This window comes from Micromonospora sp. NPDC048871 (assembly GCF_043198155.1).
Taxonomy (GTDB): Bacteria; Actinomycetota; Actinomycetes; order Mycobacteriales; family Micromonosporaceae; genus Micromonospora.
This window is the reverse complement of record NZ_JBICUM010000004.1, coordinates 493,470-514,579: the sequence shown is the minus strand read 5'-3', so window position 1 is coordinate 514,579 and position 21,110 is coordinate 493,470. Positions and strand designations below refer to the sequence as shown.

Sequence of the window (21,110 nt, the reverse complement as noted above, 5' to 3'; positions counted from 1 at the left end):
GGGTCTTGCTGACGAGGGTCGCGCGGTGGGGGGCAGGCTGGGGAAATCCCATACAAACCCATAAATGCCTTCGTGGTGTTGGCACTCCCAGCCACACCTTTTCCACCTTCACGATCTGGCACAGCGTCCGCGAGATGACCGACATGGTCCACGGCCGTAGCGGGTGTCGGGACCGGCGCCGTGGTGCGACGCCGGTCCCGATCGGTGCTGTCACCGGTCAGCTGTGGCCGGTCAGGCCGCGCTGAACCGCCACTGCTGGTTGGTGCCGCCGTGGCAGGTCCACTGCAACAGTCGGGCCCCGTCGGTGGTGGCGGCGGAGTTGACATCCAGGCAGAGCCCGCTCGGCACACTCTTCACCGTGTAGACCCCGGCCGTGCTCGTCTGGGTGGCGGTGAACTTCTGCTGGTTGCTGTTGTTGCAGGTGGCCTGCTGAAGGAAGGCGCCCGCCGTGGTGGAGCCACCGATCACCTCGGCGCACTTGCCACTGTGCACCGCCTTCAGATAGACCGCGCCACCACCGGCGTCGACGGCCTGCCACTTCTGGTTGTTGCCGCCGGTGGCCGCCCACTGGTGGATCTGGGCGCCGTCGGCGGTGGAGACCCCGCTGACATCCATCAGCTTGCCGCTGTGCTGCGCGGTCAGCGTCCAGGTCTTGCCCGCCACCCCGTCACCGGGAGGTGGGGTGACCGGGCCGCCGGTGCCGACCCCGGGGCCACCGAAGGTGTGCGAGTCCAGGTCGAACCAGTTGTTCCCGCTGCCCTTGAAGACCAGGTACAGGGTGTGCGTACCGGCCAGGGGGGTGACGTTCACCGGCGGGGTGGACTGGTAGTTGTCCCACCCCCCGGTGCTCGGCACCGGCGTGGTGGCCAGCAGGGTGCCGGTGGGTGAACCGGCCCGCAGCTCGATGGTGCCGCCGCCCGAGGGGGAGGAGAGTCGGTAGCTGACCGTGGTGATCCCGGACAGGCTCATCGGGGTGAAGGCCACCCAGTCGTTGTTGGAGATGTCCCCGATCCGCTTGCCGCTCTGCGCGCCCGCCTGGTCGATCACCCGGGTACCGGACTGGCTGCTGTAGTACTCCGCCTGCTTGTGCTTGGGCTGGAGGATCACCTGCGCGTGGCCGGTGAGCGGCGCCGCCCCACCCGCCCCACCGTTGTCGGTGTAGCGGGCGTTGAGCACGTAGAACAGGTTGGCCCCGTCCGGGTGCCCGCCGAGCAGGTCGGTCGGGATGGTGCCCGAGCAGCCGGGATAGTCCGTGGTCTCGTGTGCGTGATCGTCATGGCCCAGGGCGGGGTTCAGGAAGACCTTTGTGCAGTCGACCGGGTCCCCGCCGGGGTCGGAGACACTGATCTGGTACGAGACCCGGTCACCGAAGGTGAGCATCCCACCGTTGGTCGGGGTGGTGATGGTGACCACCGGGGCGGTGTTGCCGACGGTGATCTGGACGTTGGCGAAGCCGCTCTTGCCGGTGTTGTCGGTGACCTTCAACTGGGCGGTGTAGTTGCCGTTGCTGGTGTAGACCTTCGACGGGTTGGCCGCCGTCGAGGTGGTGCCGTCACCGAAGGTCCACTGGTAGCTGAGCGTGTTGCCGGGGTCGGGGTCCATCGACCCGGCACTGGAGAACTGCACCGTCAACGGGGCGTTGCCGCTGGTCGGGGTGCCGGTGGCCTTGGCGATCGGAGAGCGCCCACCCTGCACGTAGTCGATCCGGTACAGGCCGGAGTCACTGTTGCCGCCGCCGAAGTTGGTGCCCCACTCCAGCAGGTACAGCGAACCGTCCGGGCCGAACTCCAGGTCCATCGGCTTGTTGAACCGGCTGGTCGTCAGGAAGGGGTTGGTCCGGGTGACCGCGGTGGCCGAGTCGAAGTGCACCTCCTTGATGTAGCTGCGGGACCACTCGTAGAAGAAGTGCACCCCGTCGTAGTACGGCGGGAACTTCGTCTGCGAGGGGTTCGCCGGGTCGTACCGGTAGACCGGTCCACCCATCGGCCCCGAGCCCCCGGAGCCCAGCTCCGGGAAGGTCTGCGAGGTGCCGTAGCCGTACCAGATGTTGGGGGCCACCACCGGTCGCAGGTTGGTCAGACCGGTGTTGTTGGGGGAGTTGTTGACCGGGACGGAGCAGTTGAACTTGGCGCCGACCGCACCGGTGTCCGGGTTGTACGGCGCGTACGGCTGGTTGTCGCCGTGGCAGAAGGGCCAGCCGTAGTTGCCCGGGGCCTTGATCACGTTGAGTTCGACGAGACCCTCCGGGCCCCGGTTGGTGGTCGGGGGATTGCGGTCGGGCCCGTAGTCGGCCAGGTAGACCCAGCCGTTGGCCGGGTCGATGGAGAACCGGAAGGGGTTGCGGAAGCCCATCGCGTAGATCTCCGGACGGGTCTGCGCGGTGCCCTGCGGATAGAGGTTGCCGGACGGGATGGTGTACCCACCACCGGCCGAGGGCCGGATCCGCAGCAGCTTGCCCCGCAGGTCGTTGGTGTTGCCGGCGGTACGGGCGGCGTCCAGCATGTGCTTGCCCGACCGCCAGTCCAGCGGGGCGTAGCCCTGCCAGTTCGGGTCGAGGTTCGGTGCCACGTCGTCACCGGTGCCGATGTAGAGGTTGCCGTCCGGACCGAAGTCGATGTACCCGCCGGTGTGGCCGGGCTCCGGGTAGGTCCGGTCCCGGTAGGCGGGGATGTCGATGACGGTGACCCCGCTGGACATGTTCAAGGTGTCACCGGTCAGGGTGTAGCGGGACAACCGGTTGATGTCCGTGCTGCTGTTGGCCGGTGAGTGGTACAGGTAGACGTACCCGTTGCTGGCGAAGTTGGGGTCCAGGGCCAGTCCGGTCAGCCCGTCCTCGCCCCCGGTGTAGACGCTGAGGGTGCCCGCGGTGACCGTGCTGTTGGTGCTCGGCTTGAAGATCTTGAGCTGGCCGCCGCGTTGCACGTAGAGCACCCGGCCGTCCGGTGCCACCGCCAACGCCATCGGGTCCACGGTGTTGTCGTCCAGGGTGCGCTTCTCGAAGTTGCCCCAGACGGTGCCGCCGCAGTCGCCGGGCTGGTTGCCGGCGGCCCACTTGACCCCGCCGAGTACATGGTTGCGGAAGTGGGTCTCGCTGTAGGACGCGATGGCGTGGCCCATGGCCGTGGCCCAGACCCGACCGCCGCCGACGTTGCGACACCAGGAGATCGGATGGTCCGGGCCCATCGCCCGGGATCCCGGGTTGTAGGTCCGTTCGTCTGCGGTGACCAGCACGTGCACGTCGCCCCGGGGGTTCTTGTCGAAGTTGTACCACTCCTCGCTGCGGTTCCAGCGGTCCGGCAGGCCGGCCGTGGAGGGGTGCTTCTTGTCGGCCACGATCGCCGTGCCGGGCAGCACCCCGGGGGAGTGCTCGGGCATGTGGGCACCGGCGTTGATGGTCTGGTCCCACCAGGGGTACTCGCCCTCGATGCCCATGTCGGTGGCGTTGTGGACGGCGACGATTCCCTTGCCGGAGGCGAGATACCCCTCCACGGCCTGGCGTTGGGCGGCCGAGGTCCAGACCATGCCGGAGGTCTGGAACATGATGAGGACGTCGAAGGTGGCCAGGTTGGCCGGGGTGAAGACGGACGAGTCCTCGCTGTGCACCAGTTCGAAGTTGTCGGCCGCGGCCTGCTGTTGGAACATCGAGACCCCGGCGGGAATCGAGTCGTGCCGGTAGCCGGTGGTCTTGGTGAACAACAGCGCCCGGAAGGCGGGCGCCGCCGTTGCGGGATTCACCAGCGCGAGGGCCAGTAACAGACCCACGATCACACCGACGATTGGTGTTCTGCGACGCATAGCGTCTCCTTCGGGGCGGGCGGAGCTACCTGTGGTGGTGTGGTGCGGGTCGGCGACCGTCGCGTCGTCCTGCCGGCAGGTGGCCTAGCCGGCGGTCACGCAGCGTCATGCCCGGGCGGCGACTGTCCCGTGGTGGTCAAGGGTCGGGCCTGGTGCTCTATTTATAGAAGATCGCATATGTTAACGACAACATCGCGGTGCCGCGCACGGCGGTGACCTGCCCTCTGGATGCACCGCGATTCGCCCTCACCTGGCCTGTCGCTAGATCCAAAGCCGCTGCCAGGTAGGGGATTGCGAACTCATACCCGAACATCTATCTTCATACGTGTGATGTTTTGGTCATGTCAAGCGAAAGTTTGAGCACGACCACACAAAGTGCCGCTTGCTAGGCGGGAACCGGGCGGGTCGGCGGCCGGAGGATGGCCGGAAGCCGTGGAAAGCCCTCGCCTCTGACTACTATGCGTGAGGATTGGCGATGCCAGATCGAGGCTCGGACGCCCTGCTCGCCCTCCGCGGCATCGGCAAGTCCTTCCTCGGCGTCGGGGTCCTGCACGGGATCGACCTCGACGTGGCGGCGGGCGAGGTGCACGCCGTGGTCGGCGAGAACGGCGCCGGCAAGTCCACCCTGATGAAGATCGTCTCGGGGGTGTACTCCCCGGACGCCGGCACCATCCACCTGGCCGGAGCGCCACAGGTGTTCCACAGCCCCCGCGCGGCCCAGCGGGCCGGCATCGGCATCATCCACCAGGAGTTCAACCTGTTGCCGGAGCGCACCGTCGCGGAGAACGTGTACCTGGGCCACGAGCCGGTACGCCGCGGCCTGGTCGACCGGCGGCGGATGCTCGACTCGACCCGACGCCTGCTGGCCTCGGTCGGGGAGACGAACCTGCCCGCCGAGGCCCCGGTCAGCCGGCTCAGCGTCGCCCAACAGCAGGTCGTCGAGATCGCCAAGGCCCTGGCCCTGGACGCCCGACTGATCATCATGGACGAACCCACCGCCGCCCTGGCCGACCACGAGGTGGCCCTGCTCTACGGCCTGGTACGCCGCCTTCAGGAGCAGGGCATCGGCATCCTCTACGTCTCGCACCGGCTCACCGAGGTCTTCGACCTGGCCGGCCGGATCACCGTGCTCAAGGACGGTCGACGGGTCACCACCCTGCGTACCCCGGACACCACCCCCGCCGACCTGGTGCGGCACATGGTCGGGCGGGAGCTGTCGCACTACTACCCGGACCGGGCCATCGGGCAGGAGATCGGCCCGGCCCGGCTGGCCGTACACCGGGGCGGCAACCGGAAGTTGCGCGACATCGACCTGGTGCTGCGCGCCGGGGAGGTGCTCGGCGTCGGTGGCCTGCAAGGCTCCGGGCGCTCCGCGCTGGCCCGGGCCCTGTTCGGGGCGGTGCCATTCAGCACGGGCGAGATCACCGTGGACGGCACCCCGATCCGGATCCGTTCCCCGCGTACGGCGATGCGGGCCCGGATCGCCTACGTCAGCGAGGACCGCAAGGGTGAGGGGATCGTCGCCCGCCAGTCGGTGCTCGACAACGCCCTGCTGGCCAGCCGTGCGGTCTTCGCCCGCCGCTCCGGCCGGGCCGCCCGCACCGTACGGGTGCGGGACCTGCTGGCCGCCGTCGAGGTCCGCGCGGCCGGCGACCACCAGGAGATCCGCTACCTCTCCGGCGGCAACCAGCAGAAGGTCGTGCTGGCCCGCTGGCTGGCCGTCGATCCGCGGATCCTGATCTTCGACGAACCCACCCGGGGCATCGACGTGGGGGCGAAGTCGGCCATCCATGACCTGGTCCGCCGACTGGCCCGCGACGGCGCGGCCGTGCTGATGATCTCCTCGGAGCTGCCCGAGCTGCTCGGCATGAGCGACCGGATGATCGTCATGCGGGACGGTCGGATCGCCGGTGAACTGCCCGCCGGGGCCACCGAGCAGGACGTGCTGGCCCTGGCGGTCGGGACCGTACGGGAGACGGCGGCGTGAGCGCCCTGCCCCTGTCGCCCGCCCGCCGACCGGTGCCGGGGGTCTTCGTGGCCCTGGGCCTGACCCTGGCGATCGGCTGGCTGGTCGTCGCGATCGACGGCGGGCAACTGTTCAACCAGTCCACCACGGTCAGCCTGCTGCATGTCGCCACCGGCCTGGGGTTCGTCGCGGTAGGGCAGACCCTGGTCATCCTCGGCGGTTCGCTGGACCTGTCGGTGGCGTACGTGGTCAGCCTGAGCACCCTGGTGGCGGCCGAGACGATGAACGGCCGCGACGGGGCCCTGCTGCCCGCGATCGGCCTCACCCTGCTGGTCTGCGCCGGCATCGGGCTGTTCAACGGACTGCTGGTCACCGCCCTGCGGATCAACTCCTTCATCGCCACCCTGGGCGTCGGGCTGCTGCTCAAGGGCTACCTGGACAGCAGGTACGACGGTCCGGCCGGCAGCACCGCCCCGGCCCTGGTGCAGACCCTCGGCTACCAGCGGGTCGGACCCGTACCCCTGGCTTTCCTGCTGTTGCTCCTGGTCGCCGGGGCCGGCTGGCTCCTGCTGTCGCGGACCCGGTTCGGTCACCACCTGATCGCCGTCGGCGGTGATCCGGAGGTCGCCCGGCTCTCCGGGGTCCGCAACGACCGGGTCCGGGTGACCGCTTATGTGCTCTGCTCGCTGTGCGCCGGGCTGGCCGGGATCTACCTGGCCAGCCGGCTCGGCTCCGGCGCACCCCGGGTCGGCACGGAGGGCCTCTACGACCTGGAGTCGATCGCGGCCGTGGTGATCGGCGGCACCGCCCTGGCGGGCGGGAGGGGCGGGGTGGTCGGCACCCTCGGTGGGGTGCTGCTGCTGGCCGGCATCGACGCCATCTTCAACCAGCTGGCGGTGGACTCCTTCGCCAAGCAGGTCGTCCGAGGCGTGATCATCATCGCCGCGGTGGCCGTCTACGCCCGGCGGACCCTGCGGAAGGCGGCCCCGTGAGCACCCAGACCGTCGCCCGCCACGCCCGGTGGCGGTGGCCCGGTGGACTCCTGCCGATCCTGGCGCTGCTGGCGGTGCTGCTGGTGCTCATCGGGATCCGGCAGCCCGACTTCCTCACCCCGTCGTCGCTGATGTCCTTCCTCGGCCGGTCGGCGCCGATCATCCTGCTCGCCGCCGGCCAGTACTTCGTCATCGTCTCCGGCGAGTTCGACCTCTCGGTCGGATCCCTGGTCACCGCGCAGGTCGTGGTCGCCGCCCGGCTGATCGACAGCGACGGGTCACGGACATGGCCGGTGGTGCTGGTGCTGCTCGCCGGAGGAGCCCTGGTCGGCCTGGTCAACGGTCTGATCACCACCCGGCTGCGGGTGCCCTCATTCGTCACCACCCTCGGGATGTTCCTGATCCTCGTCGGGGCGGTCTACCTGTGGTCCGACGGCGCCCCCAAGGGGGGTCTCAGCGAACAGTTCCGCCAACTGGGCCGACGCGCCGTCGAGGAGGTGCCGCTGCTAGGCCGGATCCCGTACGCCCTGCTGGTCCTGCTGGTCCTGGCGACGGCCGCGATGCTGCTGATGCGCTCGGACTTCGGTAGGACCCTGGTCGCGGTCGGCGACAACCCCCGCACCGCCGAGTTGAGCGGGGTACGGGTGTGGCGTACCCGCACCATCGCCTTCGTCCTCAGTGGCCTGGCCGCGGCGGTCGCCGCGATCCTGATCGGCGGCTACGGCGGGGTGTCCTTCCAGGCCGGCGCGGGCCTGGAGTTCGGCGCCATCACCGCGGTCGTCCTCGGTGGGGTGGCCCTCGGTGGCGGCCGGGGTTCCGTGCTCGGCGCGATGCTCGGCGCCCTGGCCCTGGAACTGCTCTTCGCGTTGATGAACTTCTCCGGCGTCTCCGGCGCGCTCCGGCCGAGCGTGCAGGGCGCCATCATCCTGATCGCCGTGGCGGTCACGGCCCGGCGTCTCTCATCCAGATAAGGGGACCTCCGTTGAAACGTTGCCTGACCGCGCTGGCCGCGGTGACCCTGTTGACCCTCGCCGGCTGCGCCACGGACACCCCGGTGGCCACCGGATCGGGCAGCCCCTCCGCACCGGCGGGCGCCGGCACCGGCGAGCAGTCGAAGTTCTTCGACCAGGCCGACTACGACGCCGAACTGGCCCTGCTGGACGCCACGGCGACCGGGCCGGCCGACAAGCCGTGGGAGCAGGCCCTCAACCCGACCATGACGGAGACCACGACCTTCAAGAAGCCCGGCCCGTACAAGATCTGTTTCTCCAACGCGGCCCTGAACAACCCCTGGCGGCAGGTCGGCTTCAAGACCATGCAGGCCGAGGTGGCCGCGCAGGCCGACCGGATCAAGGAGTTCGTGCACGTCGAGGCCGAAGGCAAGGACCAGAAGCAGATCGCCGACCTCAACGACCTGCTGGGCCGCGACTGTGACGCCCTGATCGTCTCGCCGAACACGACCGCCACCCTGACCCCGGCGGTCGAGGCGGCCTGCCGTACCGGCCTGCCGGTCATCGTCTTCGACCGGGGGGTCGACACCGACTGCCCGGTGACCTTCATCAACCCCATCGGCGGGTACGGCTTCGGCCACGTCGGGGCCGAGTTCGTCAGCCAGCGGATGAAGCCCGGCGGCAAGGTGCTGGCCCTGCGCATCCTGCCCGGGGTGGACGTGCTGGAGACCCGCTGGTCCGCCGCCAAGGTCGCCTTCGACAAGGCCGGGGTGGAGGTGGTCGGGGTCGAGTTCACCGACGGCGACCCGGCCAAGACCAAGAAGATCGTCGACGACTACCTCCAGCGGTACGGCACCATCGACGGGGTCTGGATGGACGCCGGGGCGGTGGCGGTGGCGGCCGTCGAGGCCTTCCAGGACGCCGGCAAGCCGGTGCCCCCGATCAACGGTGAGGACCAGCTCGACTTCCTGAAGGTGTGGAAGGAGGCCGGCCTGACCGCGATCGCACCCACCTACCCGACCTACCAGTGGCGCACCCCGATCATCGCGGCCCTGCGGGTCCTCGACGGCCAGCCGGTGCCCAGCCCGTGGAAGCTGCCCCAGCCGACGATCACCCAGGACAACCTGGACAGCTACCTGGACCCGGACATGCCGCCGCTGCACTACGCGATGTGCGGCTGCACCGACCTGCCCGGGTACCCCCAGCGCTGGAAGTAGGTCCGATGTTCGAGATCGGCGTCAACCCCTGGGTGTGGGCCTCCCCGGTCGACGACACGGCCCTGGCCGAGCTGGTGCCCCGGATCGCCCGGTTCGGCTTCGACGCGGTCGAGCTGCCGGTCGAGCAGCCGGGGGACTGGGACCCCGCCCGGACCCGGGACCTGCTGGCGGCCCACGGCCTGAGCGCGGCCGGGGTCTGCGCGGTCACCCCGCCCGGCCGGGACCTGGTCAACGCGGCGCCGCAGGTCGTCGAGGCCACGGCGGGGTACCTGCGGGGTTGTGTGGCGGCCGCGGCGGCCCTGGGTGCCCCGACGGTCGGTGGGCCGGTCTACGCCTCCGTGGGCCGGACCTGGCGGATGACCGGGGCCGAGCGGGCGGCCTGCTACGCCGACTTCCGCAAGGCCCTGGCACCGGTCGCCGAGCACGCCGGGGAGCTGGGGGTGTCCATCGGGGTGGAGGCCCTCAACCGCTACGAGACCAGCGTGGTCAACACCATCGAGCAGACCCTGGATCTGATCGACGGTCTGCCCCCGAACGTCGGCCTGATGATCGACACCTATCACATGAACATCGAGGAGGCCGACCCGTACGCCGCCCTCGCCATCGCCGGCCCGCACCTCAAACACGTACAGGTCAGCGGCACCAACCGGGGGGCGCCCGGGGCCGACCACCTGGACTGGCCCCGGCTGCTGGCCGTGCTGGCCACCACCGGGTACCGGGGGGCGGTCTGCATCGAGTCGTTCACCCCGGACAACGACACCATCGCCACCGCCGCCTCCATCTGGCGACCCCTGGCCCCCTCCCCGGACCGGCTGGCCCTGGACGGCCTGGCCTACCTGCGCGGAATCCTCGGCTGAGCGGCGAGACGACGGTATGAGTCCGGCCCACACCCACCACCAGATCCGTCCCGGGTAAGGAGACCCCCGTGTCCGTACCTTCCGTGTCGACCGCGTCGAGACCGGTGCTGGCCGCGATCGCGGCGGTGGCGCTCACCGGCGCGCTCACCGCCACCGCCCTGGCCACCTCCGCCGCACCGGCCCTGGCGGCCACCACCACCCTGTACGCCGCCCCATCCGGCACCGGCAGCGGTTGCAGCGCGGCCCAGCCGTGTTCGTTGACCGCCGCCCAGACCGCGGTACGGGCGATCAACAGCGCGATGTCCGGTGACATCGTCGTCCAACTGGCCGACGGGGTGTACCGGCTGTCCTCGCCCCTGCGGTTCACCGCTGCGGACTCCGGCACCAACGGCCACCGGGTGCTGTGGCAGGCGGCACCGTCGGCCCGGCCGGTGATCAGCGGCGCGCGGGCGGTCACCGGCTGGTCGCTGGTCGACGCCGGCCGCAACATCTGGCGGGCCGATGTCGGCGCCGGACTGGACACCCGGCAACTCTATGTCGACGGTGCCCTCGCCACCCGGGCCCGCACCCAGGTCAGCCGGAACGACTTCACCGCCGACAGCACCGGCATGCGGTTCACCAACGGCGCCCTGAGCTACCTGAACAACCTGGCCAACCAGAGTCGGATCCAGATGGAGAGCGTCAACTCCTTCACCGACCGGTACGTCTCCGTGCAGAGCATCAGCGGCAACCTGATCCGGATGCAGCAGCCCGGCTGGAGCAACAACAACTTCGGGTACGACACCTTCACCAGCCCGCACCGGCCCGGTCCGCTGTACCTGAGCAACGCCTACGAGTTCCTGGACTCCCCGGGGGAGTGGCATCTCGACCCCGGCACCGGGGCGCTGTCCTACATCCCGCTGGCCGGGCAGAGCATGTCCACCGCCCGGGTGGAGTTGCCCATGTTGCAGTCCCTGCTCCAGGTCGGAGGCACCTACGCCGCACCGGCGCACCATGTGTCATTCAGCGGGATCACCTTCACCGGCACGAGTTGGCTGGGCGCCAGCAGCAACCAGGGCTACGTCGACCAGCAGACCGGGGCGTACATCTTCGGCAACTGGAACTGGCCGAGCTTCACCTCCTGCCACAACGGCTGCCCCCAGTTCGAGGCCACCCGACCCAACTGGCAGCAGATGCCGGCCGCGGTGCAGATCTCGGCCGCCGACAGCATCACCTTCAGCGACTCCGCCTTCGTCAACCTGGGTCAGACCGCCATCGGCATCGGCAACGACGCCAACGCCCACGCCAGCGGGGTAGGCCTCGGGGCCAGCAACATCACCGTCACCAGGTCCGAGATCGCCCGCAACGCGGCCGGGGGCATCGTGGTCGGCGGGGTACGCGCCGACGCCCATCACCCGAGCGACCAGCGGATGATCAACCGGGACATCACCATCAGCAACAACCGCCTGCACGACCTGGGCATCGAGTACCGGGGCATCGTCTCCGTGCTGACCACCTACGTCAGCAACGCCACCATCTCGTACAACGAGGTCTACAACATGCCGTACACCGGCATGTCCGTCGGCTACGGCTGGGGTTCCAACGACGCCGGGGGCAGCAACCACTACGCCGACCGAGGGCTGTACAACTACCAGCCGCGCTACAGCACCGGCACCACGGCGCTCAACAACCGGGTCATCGGCAACTACGTGCACGACGTCATGCAGCAGATGAACGACGGCGGATGCATCTACACCCTGTCGGCCAACCCGGGCGCCATGATCAGCGACAACTACTGCCTGCGGACCAACGGCCACTTCGGGCTCTACTTCGACGAGGGCTCCCGCTTCTTCGCCGCCCGCAACAACGTCTTCTCCTCGACCGGCACCTGGGCCACGGCCAACTACTGGTTCGCCGAGAACATGGGCAACTTCACCGTCACCGGCAACTGGTCCACCAACGGCAGCACCAATGTGACCAACGGCGACCGGGGCAATGTCGTCTCCAACAATGTGACCGTGACCGGCGGCAACTGGCCCGCCGGCGCCCAGGCCGTGATGGCCGCCGCCGGGCCGCAGGGCGGCAACCCGCCACCGCAGGGCGTGCAGATCGTCGGTGGCCAGTCCGGTCGCTGCCTGGAGATCGGCGGGTCGAGCACCACCAACGGCAGCCAGGCGCAGTTGTGGGACTGCCACGGCGGCACCAACCAGAGGTGGACCTACACGGCAGGCCGGCAACTGATGGTGTACGGCAACAAGTGCCTGGACGCCTCCGGCCAGGGCACCGCGAACGGCACCCTGGCGATCATCTGGGACTGCAACGGCCAGACCAACCAGCAGTGGAACGTCAACAGCAACGGCACCATCACCGGGGTCGGGTCCGGACTGTGTCTCGACGCCAGCGGTTACGGCACCGCCAACGGCACCAAGGTCCACCTCTGGGCCTGCCACGGCGGCACCAACCAGCAGTGGGCCCTGCGGAACTGATCTCCGGGTGGTGGGGTGGGGGTCGGGCCCGCCCCACCATCCGGTCACCGCAGGTCCACGCGAGCGCGGGACCTCGCGCCGCCCGGTCGTCAGTGGGGGCGCGGACCGGTCTCCGAGGTCTGGGAGATCTGGCGGGTCACGTGGCAGGCCACTTCACGCAGGGCGTCGATCTGGCTCGGGGTCAGACCGTCGATGACGTAGTGCCGGACGGCCGCGACATGACCGGGGGCGGCGGTGACCACCAGATCCCACCCCGCGTCGGTGAGGGCGGCGATGGTGTAGCGGGGACTGTCCGGGTCGGGCGCGCGGCGGAGCAGTCCGCGTTGTTCGAGACGCTTGACGACGTTCGACAGGCGGGACAGCGAGCAGCTGAGGTGGTTGGCCAGGTCACTGAGCCGCATGGTGCGTCCGGGGGTCATGGACAGGACGCTGAGCACGAAGTAGTCGAACAGGGTCAGATGGTTGTCCCGCAGGAGTTGGGCGTCGAGGGCGCCCGGCAGGTTGAACATCAGTTTGGCCAGCGCAAGCCAGGCGTCGCGCTCGTGGTCGGTCAACCACCGAGGTTCCTCGGGCATGTCCCCAAGGGTACGGGCGTCCGCCGGCCGCCGAAGTGAGGGAACTCTCTTTCTGTTCAAGCTTGAACAGACTCGTATAGAGTGGGTTCAACCTTGAACCTACTCATCCGGGAGTCCCAGTGGCCTTGTTCCGTCTCGACGCCAGCATCCGTTCGCACGGTTCGGCCAGTCGCGAGATCGCCGACCTCGTCGAGCAGGAGTGGCTGGCCACTCATCCCGGCGACACCGTCACCCGTCGTCACGTCGGGGTGGACACCCTGCCGTCGACCCTCTGGGCCGCGGCGCTGTCCGCCGGCATGACCCCCACCGAGGAGCACACCGCCGAGCAGCGGGAGGCGGTCGCCCTGGCCGCGACCCTCGTGGACGAGTTGCTCGCCGCCGACGCACTGCTGTTCGCCGTACCCCTCTACAACTACGGCGTCTCCCAGCACTTCAAGACGTACGTGGATGTGGTGTTCGCCGACCCTCGGGTGACCGGCCGGTCGTTCCTGGCGGGTAAGCCGGCCGTGCTCGCCACCGTGCGGGGCGGGGCGTACGGTGCCGGAACTCCCCGCGAGGGGTGGGACCACTCGACCCCGTACCTGCGTCGGATCATCGCCGACTGCTGGGGCGCCGACCTCACCGTGATCGAACGGGAGTTCACCCTCGTCGGGGTCAACCCCGCGCTCGACTCCTTCACCGACACGGCCGCCCAGATGCACGCCGGGGCGTTGCAGTCCGCCCGGGAGGTGGGTAAGGCCCTCGGCGACAGCCGCGCCTGACCCGGTTGAGCCGATCGGCCGAACGCGTCGAGCGGCCTCGAACGTACTCGAGTCGCCGGCAGTTGACCGGCCCGGTGACGCAGGAGGGCACATCCGGCCGGATGTGCCCTCCTGTCGTGCGGTGCGTTACAGGTTGGCGCAGTAGCCCACGCTGAAGGTGCTGGCCCCCGGCTTCAGGGTGCGGTTCCAGTCCACCCCGCTGATCCGGTAGCTACCGTCGGCGAGACGTTCCCGCTTGAAGTTCCAGGCGTCGTAGATGTCGCCTTCGAGCTGCACGGTGGCCGACCAGTCGACCGGCTTGTCGCCGGTGTTCGTCGCGGTGATGGTCGCGCAGTAACCCCCACCGCTGTCGGAGTACCACCGGGTGAAGGTCTTCAGGGCCACCTCGACATTGGACCCGGCCACCAGCCGGCCGACTCCCCAACGCGCGGTGCTCTGGTAGCCCGCACCCTCCTGCTCGGCCCAGTTGCGGATGCTCGTCCGGGTACCCTCGGAGGCGTCGTTGACCTGGAAGTCCAGGCCGTGGAAGGTGTCCAGGCCGCCGTATTCGAGCAGGCTGATCGCCGCCTCCACGGTGTACCCGGTCGGGGTGCGCACGGTCGCGCTCTCCAGCCGGTTCGCCTGGAACCCCTCGTCACCGGTGCCGAACGACACCACGTTGTCGGCGTTGATCCGGATCTGGGTGTCGTCGTACCGGAAACTGCCGTTCTTGAAGTTGCCGGCGTCGACGTAGATCTCCACGGAGTCCTGGATCCAGGGGTCCGAGCCGGAGACGTCCACCACCGGGTCGGTCACCTCGGCCAGCACGTACAGGGTCTGACCCCGCCAGAGGGTACGGACCTGGGCGCTGGCCCCGTCGGTGCCGGAGACCTGCTTGTCCGTGGTCACCGTGGTGGCGTTAGCCCAGGCGGCGTCGACCGAGCCGTCGATCACCGGCGCCTCGGCGGCCTGCCGCACCTCCAGGTACGACAGCTCCTCGACCAGGGTCAGGGTGCCCACCGCCCCCGGAGTGTTCCACCCGGAGGTGGTGTCGTTGTCCCGCACCTGCACGTCCAGGGTGCGGGTGTCACCCTCGGCCGCTGCGGTCAGCGGCAGGTGGGCGACCAGGTGGTAGCCGCCCTCCCGGTCGACGGCCACGGCCGGCACGTCACCGCTGCCGTCGCGGGACACGTGGTAGGTCTCACCGCCCAGCACGAAGCTGACCCGGTCGGTGTCGGAGACCGTGGTGTCGTCGACCGTCACGTACGCGGTCAGGTGCTCCGGCGCCCACCGCAGCTGGAACCGGGCGACGTCCTCCACCTCGTGCAGCGGCAGCTTGCGCCAGGTCAGGTCCGTCGGCGCGGCGGCGGTCAGCGGCACCTCACCGGCGAAGACGTTGGCGGTACGCAGCCGGGCCGGCAGCTCACCGTCGACCGCCCCGTAGTAGGCCGGCTTGGCGCGCAGGTTGTCGTCGAACAGCAGCGGCCCGCCGTTGCCGGAGCGCCAGGAACGCCCGTCGGTGAGCCCCCAGACCGTGACGGTCAGCAGATCATCGGCGTACGCCCGGAAGATCCGGAAGGCGTCCCGGTAGTAGTAGCCCTGGTCGATGAACTTCGCCTGGGTGGCCGGGGTGCCGGTGGTGACGTCGAGCTCGGTGACGGCCTGGGTGACCGGCAGGTCCGAGAAGGTCTCCAACGCGGTCTCCAACGCGCTGACCGGCATGGCCAGCGAGACGTGGAACTGGTGACCCACCCCGTGCACCGGCACCCCACGGGCCAGCAGCCGCTGCACCAGGGCCAGGTAACGGGCCTGCTTGCCGCTCTGCTCGGTGTTGTAGTCGTTGATGAACAGGGTGACCGGCCGCTCCGCGCCCTCGGCGGCGTAGACCTCGTTGAACGCCTCGTCGGCGTAGGTGAAGGTCAGGTCGATGAAGCTCTCACCGAGGATCCGGTACCACTCGCTGCGGCGCAGGCCGTCGCTGTACTCGCCACTGTCGCTGACCACCTCGTTGACCGCGTCGAAGGCGTACAGCGGGTTGGTGGGGGAGCCGAACTTGCCGTACCGCTCGCTCATCGACTCGGCGACGTTGAAGATGTGGGTACGCAGCCGCTCCCGCAGCACCTGCTGGTCGGCCGCCGAGGTGGTCAGCGGCTGCCCGGCGGAGTCCTGGAAGAACCAGGCCGGGGTCTGACTGTGCCAGACCAGCACGTGACCGTAGACCCGCAGGTCGTTGTCGCGGGCGAAGTCCATCATGGTCAGCGCCTGCTCGTGCGGGCGGAAGTTGCCCGCCTCGTCGTACCAGGCCTCCGGCTTCATGTGGTTCTCGGCCGTGATCTGGTTGAAGTGCCGGGTCAGCAGTTGGGCGGGGGCCCCGATGGTCTCCCGGCTGTCGATGGCCACCCCGACCGGGAACTCCGTGGTCTCGTGCAGCGGGGTGAGGTCCTCGATGACCGGCGGCTCGGGCACCCGTACGACGATGTCGTCGGCGAGGAAGTCGCTGGTGTTGCCGGGCACGTCCTCGCCCTGCCAGCGGGTCTCGAAGTAGAGGAAGGCGCTGTCCGCGGCCGGCATGGTGAACCGTGCGGTCACCTCCGTCCACCCCGAGTTGGTGATCGTCTCGAACTGGGCCAGGGTGCTGAAGGACTGGCTGCTCCCGGTGGTGCTGGCCAGGCTCAACCAGATCTGGTCGGCCGGCTGTCCCTCGGCGAACCGCAGCCAGGCGCTCAGCTCATAGGTCACCCCGGCGGTGAACAGGCCGGTGACGTCCCGACCCAGCCCGGCACCCTGGTTGACCCGGTCGCTGACCAGTGCGGCCGAGGTGCCGCCGTGCGCGACATCGGTGATGGTGACGCTCGGGGCCCCCGGGCCGCCGTCGCGTGGCCCCCAGTCGTCCAGGCCGTCCTCGAAGTCGGTGTCGATGACGATGGTGCCCGGCGCCGGTCCGCCGCCGCCGTCCTCCGGCGCGGTGATCAGCACGTCGTCGAGCAGGAACGGGGTGGTGCCCTCGGCCTCCACGTACAGGGTGGCGGCGTCCAGGCCGGTGGGCAGGGTGTACTCGCCGCCGATGCGTACCCACTCGTCGGCGGTGGTGCTGACGTTGTCGCCGATCCAGGTGTAGGTGTTGTCACCACCACCGGCCGGGGTCGACTCGACGGTGAAGTGCACCCCGGCGGTGCCCTCGGTGCCGGCCGGAAGTTTCGCCCACGCGCTGACGGTGTATCGGATGCCCGGCCGCAGCAGGGTGGTCGCGTTGGTGGCGGGGCCCTGCCAGTCGGCGGTGCGGCCGGTGACGGACAGGCTGCTGTCGCTGTCGCGTCCCTCCTCGGCGAGGGCGAGGGTCACCTCACCCCGGGGCCCCCAGGGGGCGTACGAGCCGGACTCGAAGTCGTTGTTGAGCACGACCTCGGCGGCGGCGGCCGGGGTGGGGGCGACGGTGACGGCCGCGACGAGCGCGGCCGAGCACAGTACGGCGAGAGTGCGTGATCGGCGTCGTGATCGATGGGACGGATTCCACAGGCGCATCGACTGGTCCCTTACGCAAATTGGACAGTGGTGGGGGTGCCTGACATCGGGTTTCCGGACAGATCCAAGCGCGTGCATGTTATGTCGAGCCCATCCCGATGGCCAGAACTTCCGGAAGTTTTCGGAAAGTTGCGCGGGTCCGGCGCTGTCGTCGCCTGTCGTCGCGCTCGGTCGGTAGTCCGATCGATGCGTGCTGCGATACGCCATCTGGTGTTGAGGTTCCTGGCACGTTCCCATATATAGTGTTGCCTGCAGCTGGTTCGGCCGTCACTCCACGACGGCCGAGGCAAGAGGGAACCCGGTGAAATTCCGGGACTGCCCCGCAGCGGTGAGTGGGAACGACCGCCGTCAACTAAGCACTGGGCCCGCCAGGTCTGGGAAGCGACGGCCAGTAGGCACTAACACGCCCACGAGTCCGAAGACCTGCCAGCGCGCCGCGCGCGTACGTGTGCGGCGGTCGAAGGCCGCGCGGGACGGCCGACGCCATCAGCTGGTCATAGACGGCAGTCAGGCCGTCCGGTGACCGGCGGCGTCCTCCCGCGTGCCCGTCGACCTTCACCGACCGGTACGAGGAGGGACCATGACGGTGACCCGGGAACAGGCAGGGCCGGAACAACGCCGGCACGTGATGCAGGTCCGTAAACGCAACGGCGACACCGAGCCGGTGGACGTCAACAAGATCGTCAAGGCCGTGGAGCGCTGGGTCGCCGACCTGGACGAGGTCGACCCGTTGCGGGTGGCGACGAAGACGATCAGCGGTCTGTACGACGGGGCGACCACGGCTGAGCTGGACAAGTTGTCGATCCAGACGGCCGCCGAGTTGATCAGCGCGGAGCCGCAGTACTCGAAGCTGGCGGCGCGGCTGCTGGCCGCGTACGTGGACAAGGAGGTTCGTGGGCAGCAGGTGGCGAGCTTCAGCCAGTCGATCCGGTACGCCCACGGTTTGGGGCTGATCGGGGACGCCACCGCCGCGTTCGTGGCCCGCAATGCCCGCAAGCTGGACGATGCGGTCGATCCGGAGGGTGATCTGCGGTTCGAGTACTTCGGGCTGCGGACGGTCGCGGACCGGTATCTGTTGCGGCATCCGCAGACCCGCCTGGTGGTGGAGACCCCGCAGTACTGGCTGCTGCGGGTCGCGTGCGGGTTGTCGCAGTCGCCGGGTGAGGCGATCGGTTTCTACCGGTTGATGTCCAGCCTGGCGTATCTGCCGAGTTCACCGACGCTGTTCAACTCCGGCACCCGGCACACCCAGATGTCGTCGTGTTTCCTGGTCGACTCGCCCCGCGACGAACTCGATTCGATCTACGAGCGGTATCACCAGGTGGCGAAGCTGTCGAAGTTTTCCGGCGGTATCGGCATCTCCTGGTCGCGGGTGCGGGGCCGGGGCGCGTTGATCCGGGGCACGAACGGTAGGTCGAACGGTATCGTGCCGTTCCTCAAGACCCTCGACGCCGGGGTGGCGGCGGTCAACCAGGGTGGCCGTCGTAAGGGCGCGGCCTGCGTCTACCTGGAGCCGTGGCACCCGGACATCGAGGAGTTTCTGGAGCTGCGGGACAATACCGGCGAGGAGTCGAGGCGTACGCACAACCTGAACCTGGCCAACTGGATTCCGGACGAGTTCATGCGCCGGGTGGAGGCCGACGGCGACTGGTCGCTGATCGACCCCTCCGACGCCCCCGAGTTGCCCGATCTGTACGGCGAGGAGTTCGACGAGGCGTACCGGGCGGCGGAGAAGAAGGCCGTCAAGACGGTCAAGGCCCGCGACCTGTACGGGCGGATGATGCGCACCCTCGCGCAGACCGGCAACGGGTGGATGACGTTCAAGGACGCGGCGAACCGGTTGTCCAACCAGACCGGCGCACCGGGCAACATCATCCACCTGTCGAACCTGTGCACCGAGATCCTGGAGGTCAACAACGACACCGAGACGGCGGTGTGCAACCTCGGGTCGATCAACCTGGCCGCGCACGTCACCGCGGACGGCGTCGACTGGGAGAAACTGCGGGCTACGGTACGCACTGCGGTGGTGTTCCTCGACCGGGTGATCGACATCAACTACTATCCGGCCGAGCAGGCGGCGGCGTCGAATCCGCGCTGGCGTCCGGTCGGGCTCGGGTTGATGGGCTTGCAGGACGCGTTCTTCACTCTGCGGCTGCCGTTCGACTCGGCGCAGGCTCGGGAGCTGTCCAGCCGGGTGCAGGAGGAGATCCTGCTGACCGCCCTGGAGACCTCGGCGCAGCTCGCCCAGCAGTTCGGCCCGCACCCGGCGTACGCGCAAACCCGGGCCGCGCGCGGTGAGCTGCACCCGAATCTGTGGGGTGCCGACGTCACCCAGGTGCAGCGGTGGGCGGCGCTGCGCGAGACGATCGCCGCGCACGGCCTGCGGAACTCGCTGTTGGTGGCGATCGCGCCGACGGCCACCATCGCCTCGATCGCCGGCTGCTATGAGTGCATCGAGCCGCAGGTGTCCAACCTGTTCAAACGCGAGACGATGTCCGGCGAGTTCCTCCAGATCAACACCTACCTGGTACGCGAACTCAAGGCGCGCGGGCTGTGGACCGCGTCGATCCGCGAGCAGATCAAACGCGCCGAAGGGTCGGTGCAGGGCATCGCCGAACTGCCCGAAGCGGTGCGGCAGCTGTTCCGCACCGCGTGGGAACTGCCGCAACGGGCGCTGATCGACCTGGCCGCCGCCCGTGCCCCCTTCATCGACCAGTCGCAGTCGCTGAACCTGTTCATCAGCGCGCCGACCATCGGCAAGCTTTCCTCGATGTACCTCTACGCCTGGAAGTCCGGGCTGAAAACCACCTACTACCTGCGGTCGCGACCCGCGACCCGGATCCAGCAGGCCACCGTCGCCGTCACGCCGATCGTCGCGGTGAGTGATGACGAAGCACTGGCCTGCTCCCTGGAGAACCCCGAAAGCTGCGAGGCCTGCCAGTGACCACCGTTTCCGAATCCAGCACCAGCACCGGCGCCAGCCCAGGGGAGCGGCAGATGCTGCTCGACCCCGGCATGGACCTGACCCTGCGACCGATGCGCTACCCGCAGTTCTTCGACCGGTTCAAGGACGCGATCCGCAACACCTGGACCGTCGAGGAGGTCGACCTGCACGCCGACCTCGCCGACCTGGCCAAGCTCTCCCCGGCCGAACAGCACCTGGTGTCCCGACTGGTCGCCTTCTTCGCCACCGGCGACACCATCGTCGCCAACAACCTCGTGCTCAACCTCTACCAGCACATCAACTCCCCAGAGGGCCGGCTCTATCTCTCCCGGCAACTGTTCGAGGAGGCGGTGCACGTCCAGTTCTACCTGAACCTGCTGGACACCTACGTGCCCGACGAGAAGCAACGGTACGAGGCGTTCGCGGCGGTGGAGAACATCCCGTCGATCGCCCGCAAGGCCGAGTTCTGTTTCAAGTGGATCGACTCGATCTTCGAGTTGCGGGAACTGAAGACGCGGGAGGACCGGCGGGCGTTCCTGCTCAACCTGATCTGCTTCGCCGCCTGCATCGAAGGACTGTTCTTCTACGGCGCATTCGCCTACGTGTACTTCCTGCGTTCCCGAGGGCTGCTGCACGGGCTGGCCTCCGGCACCAACTGGGTGTTCCGCGACGAGTCGATGCACATGGCCTTCGCCTTCGACGTGGTCGACACCGTACGCGCCGAGGAGCCCGACCTCTTCGACGTCGAGATGGAGCAGCAGGTCCGCGACATGCTGGCCGAGGCGGTCGACTGCGAGGTCCAGTTCGCCGCCGACCTGCTGGAGCAGGGCGTCTCCGGGATGCCGCTGGCCGACATGCGCCAGTACCTGCAACACGTGGCCGACCGGCGACTGGCGATGCTCGGCATCGAACCGATGTACGGCTCGACGAACCCGTTCGCCTTCATGGAACTGCAGGACGTACAGGAACTGTCCAACTTCTTCGAACGCCGCGTCTCGGCCTACCAGGTCGGTGTGATTGGCACGGTCAACTTCGACGACGACTTCTGATCCCGGTCTCAACCGATCCGCCGTTTCGGCGGTATGAC

General features: G+C 68.9%; 12 protein-coding genes and 1 riboswitch. Of the genes, 9 read left to right on the top strand and 3 right to left on the bottom strand.

What is annotated here, in order from left to right:
• Nucleotides 1-231 precede the first annotated feature (231 nt).
• On the bottom strand, nt 232-3,762 hold the full coding sequence (locus ACGFIK_RS13655) for a ThuA domain-containing protein (RefSeq protein WP_327026349.1): 3,531 nt from the start codon (nt 3,760-3,762) through the stop codon (nt 232-234).
• 508 nt (nt 3,763-4,270) lie between these two features.
• Between ACGFIK_RS13655 and ACGFIK_RS13650 the strand changes: the two genes are divergently transcribed.
• From ACGFIK_RS13650 to ACGFIK_RS13625, 6 genes are all read left to right on the top strand, one after another.
• Nucleotides 4,271-5,782: a sugar ABC transporter ATP-binding protein gene (locus ACGFIK_RS13650; RefSeq protein WP_327026348.1), complete on the top strand. Its 1,512-nt coding sequence runs from the start codon at nt 4,271-4,273 to the stop codon at nt 5,780-5,782.
• A complete protein-coding gene (locus ACGFIK_RS13645) occupies nt 5,779-6,753 on the top strand; it encodes an ABC transporter permease (protein WP_327026347.1) in 975 nt (324 codons plus the stop codon). The genes ACGFIK_RS13650 and ACGFIK_RS13645 overlap by 4 nt, the downstream gene beginning before the upstream one ends.
• A complete protein-coding gene (locus ACGFIK_RS13640) occupies nt 6,750-7,724 on the top strand; it encodes an ABC transporter permease (protein WP_327026346.1) in 975 nt (324 codons plus the stop codon). The genes ACGFIK_RS13645 and ACGFIK_RS13640 overlap by 4 nt, the downstream gene beginning before the upstream one ends.
• A gap of 11 nt (nt 7,725-7,735) precedes the next feature.
• Nucleotides 7,736-8,920 (top strand): substrate-binding domain-containing protein, encoded by a 1,185-nt coding sequence (locus ACGFIK_RS13635; protein ID WP_327026345.1) that lies wholly within the window; start codon nt 7,736-7,738, stop codon nt 8,918-8,920.
• A 5-nt stretch (nt 8,921-8,925) separates the two neighbouring features.
• On the top strand, nt 8,926-9,777 hold the full coding sequence (locus ACGFIK_RS13630) for a sugar phosphate isomerase/epimerase family protein (RefSeq protein ID WP_327026344.1): 852 nt from the start codon (nt 8,926-8,928) through the stop codon (nt 9,775-9,777).
• A 68-nt stretch (nt 9,778-9,845) separates the two neighbouring features.
• On the top strand, nt 9,846-12,242 hold the full coding sequence (locus tag ACGFIK_RS13625) for an RICIN domain-containing protein (protein ID WP_393339459.1): 2,397 nt from the start codon (nt 9,846-9,848) through the stop codon (nt 12,240-12,242).
• 89 nt (nt 12,243-12,331) lie between these two features.
• On the opposite strand, the gene ACGFIK_RS13620 is transcribed toward ACGFIK_RS13625, so the two are convergent.
• On the bottom strand, nt 12,332-12,817 hold the full coding sequence (locus ACGFIK_RS13620; RefSeq protein WP_393339457.1) for a MarR family winged helix-turn-helix transcriptional regulator: 486 nt from the start codon (nt 12,815-12,817) through the stop codon (nt 12,332-12,334).
• Between the two features lie 119 nt (nt 12,818-12,936).
• Between ACGFIK_RS13620 and ACGFIK_RS13615 the strand changes: the two genes are divergently transcribed.
• Nucleotides 12,937-13,578, top strand: a complete 642-nt coding sequence (locus ACGFIK_RS13615) for an NAD(P)H-dependent oxidoreductase (RefSeq protein ID WP_327026341.1) — start codon at nt 12,937-12,939, stop codon at nt 13,576-13,578.
• Nucleotides 13,579-13,704: 126 nt separating this feature from the next.
• Here ACGFIK_RS13615 and ACGFIK_RS13610 read toward each other — a convergent pair whose 3' ends face one another.
• Nucleotides 13,705-17,079 (bottom strand): endo-1,4-beta-xylanase, encoded by a 3,375-nt coding sequence (locus tag ACGFIK_RS13610; RefSeq protein ID WP_327026340.1) that lies wholly within the window; start codon nt 17,077-17,079, stop codon nt 13,705-13,707.
• 239 nt (nt 17,080-17,318) lie between these two features.
• Nucleotides 17,319-17,525: riboswitch (cobalamin riboswitch) on the top strand.
• 134 nt (nt 17,526-17,659) lie between these two features.
• Here ACGFIK_RS13610 and ACGFIK_RS13605 point away from each other — a divergent pair.
• Both ACGFIK_RS13605 and ACGFIK_RS13600 read left to right on the top strand, forming a co-directional pair.
• Entirely contained in the window at nt 17,660-20,023 is a 2,364-nt protein-coding gene (locus ACGFIK_RS13605; RefSeq protein WP_327026339.1) for a ribonucleoside-diphosphate reductase subunit alpha, read from the top strand.
• 53 nt (nt 20,024-20,076) lie between these two features.
• The gene (locus ACGFIK_RS13600) at nt 20,077-21,072 is read left to right on the top strand and encodes a ribonucleotide-diphosphate reductase subunit beta (RefSeq protein ID WP_393339453.1); all 996 of its coding nucleotides are present in this window, start codon (nt 20,077-20,079) and stop codon (nt 21,070-21,072) included.
• The last annotated feature ends 38 nt before the right edge of the window (nt 21,073-21,110 follow it).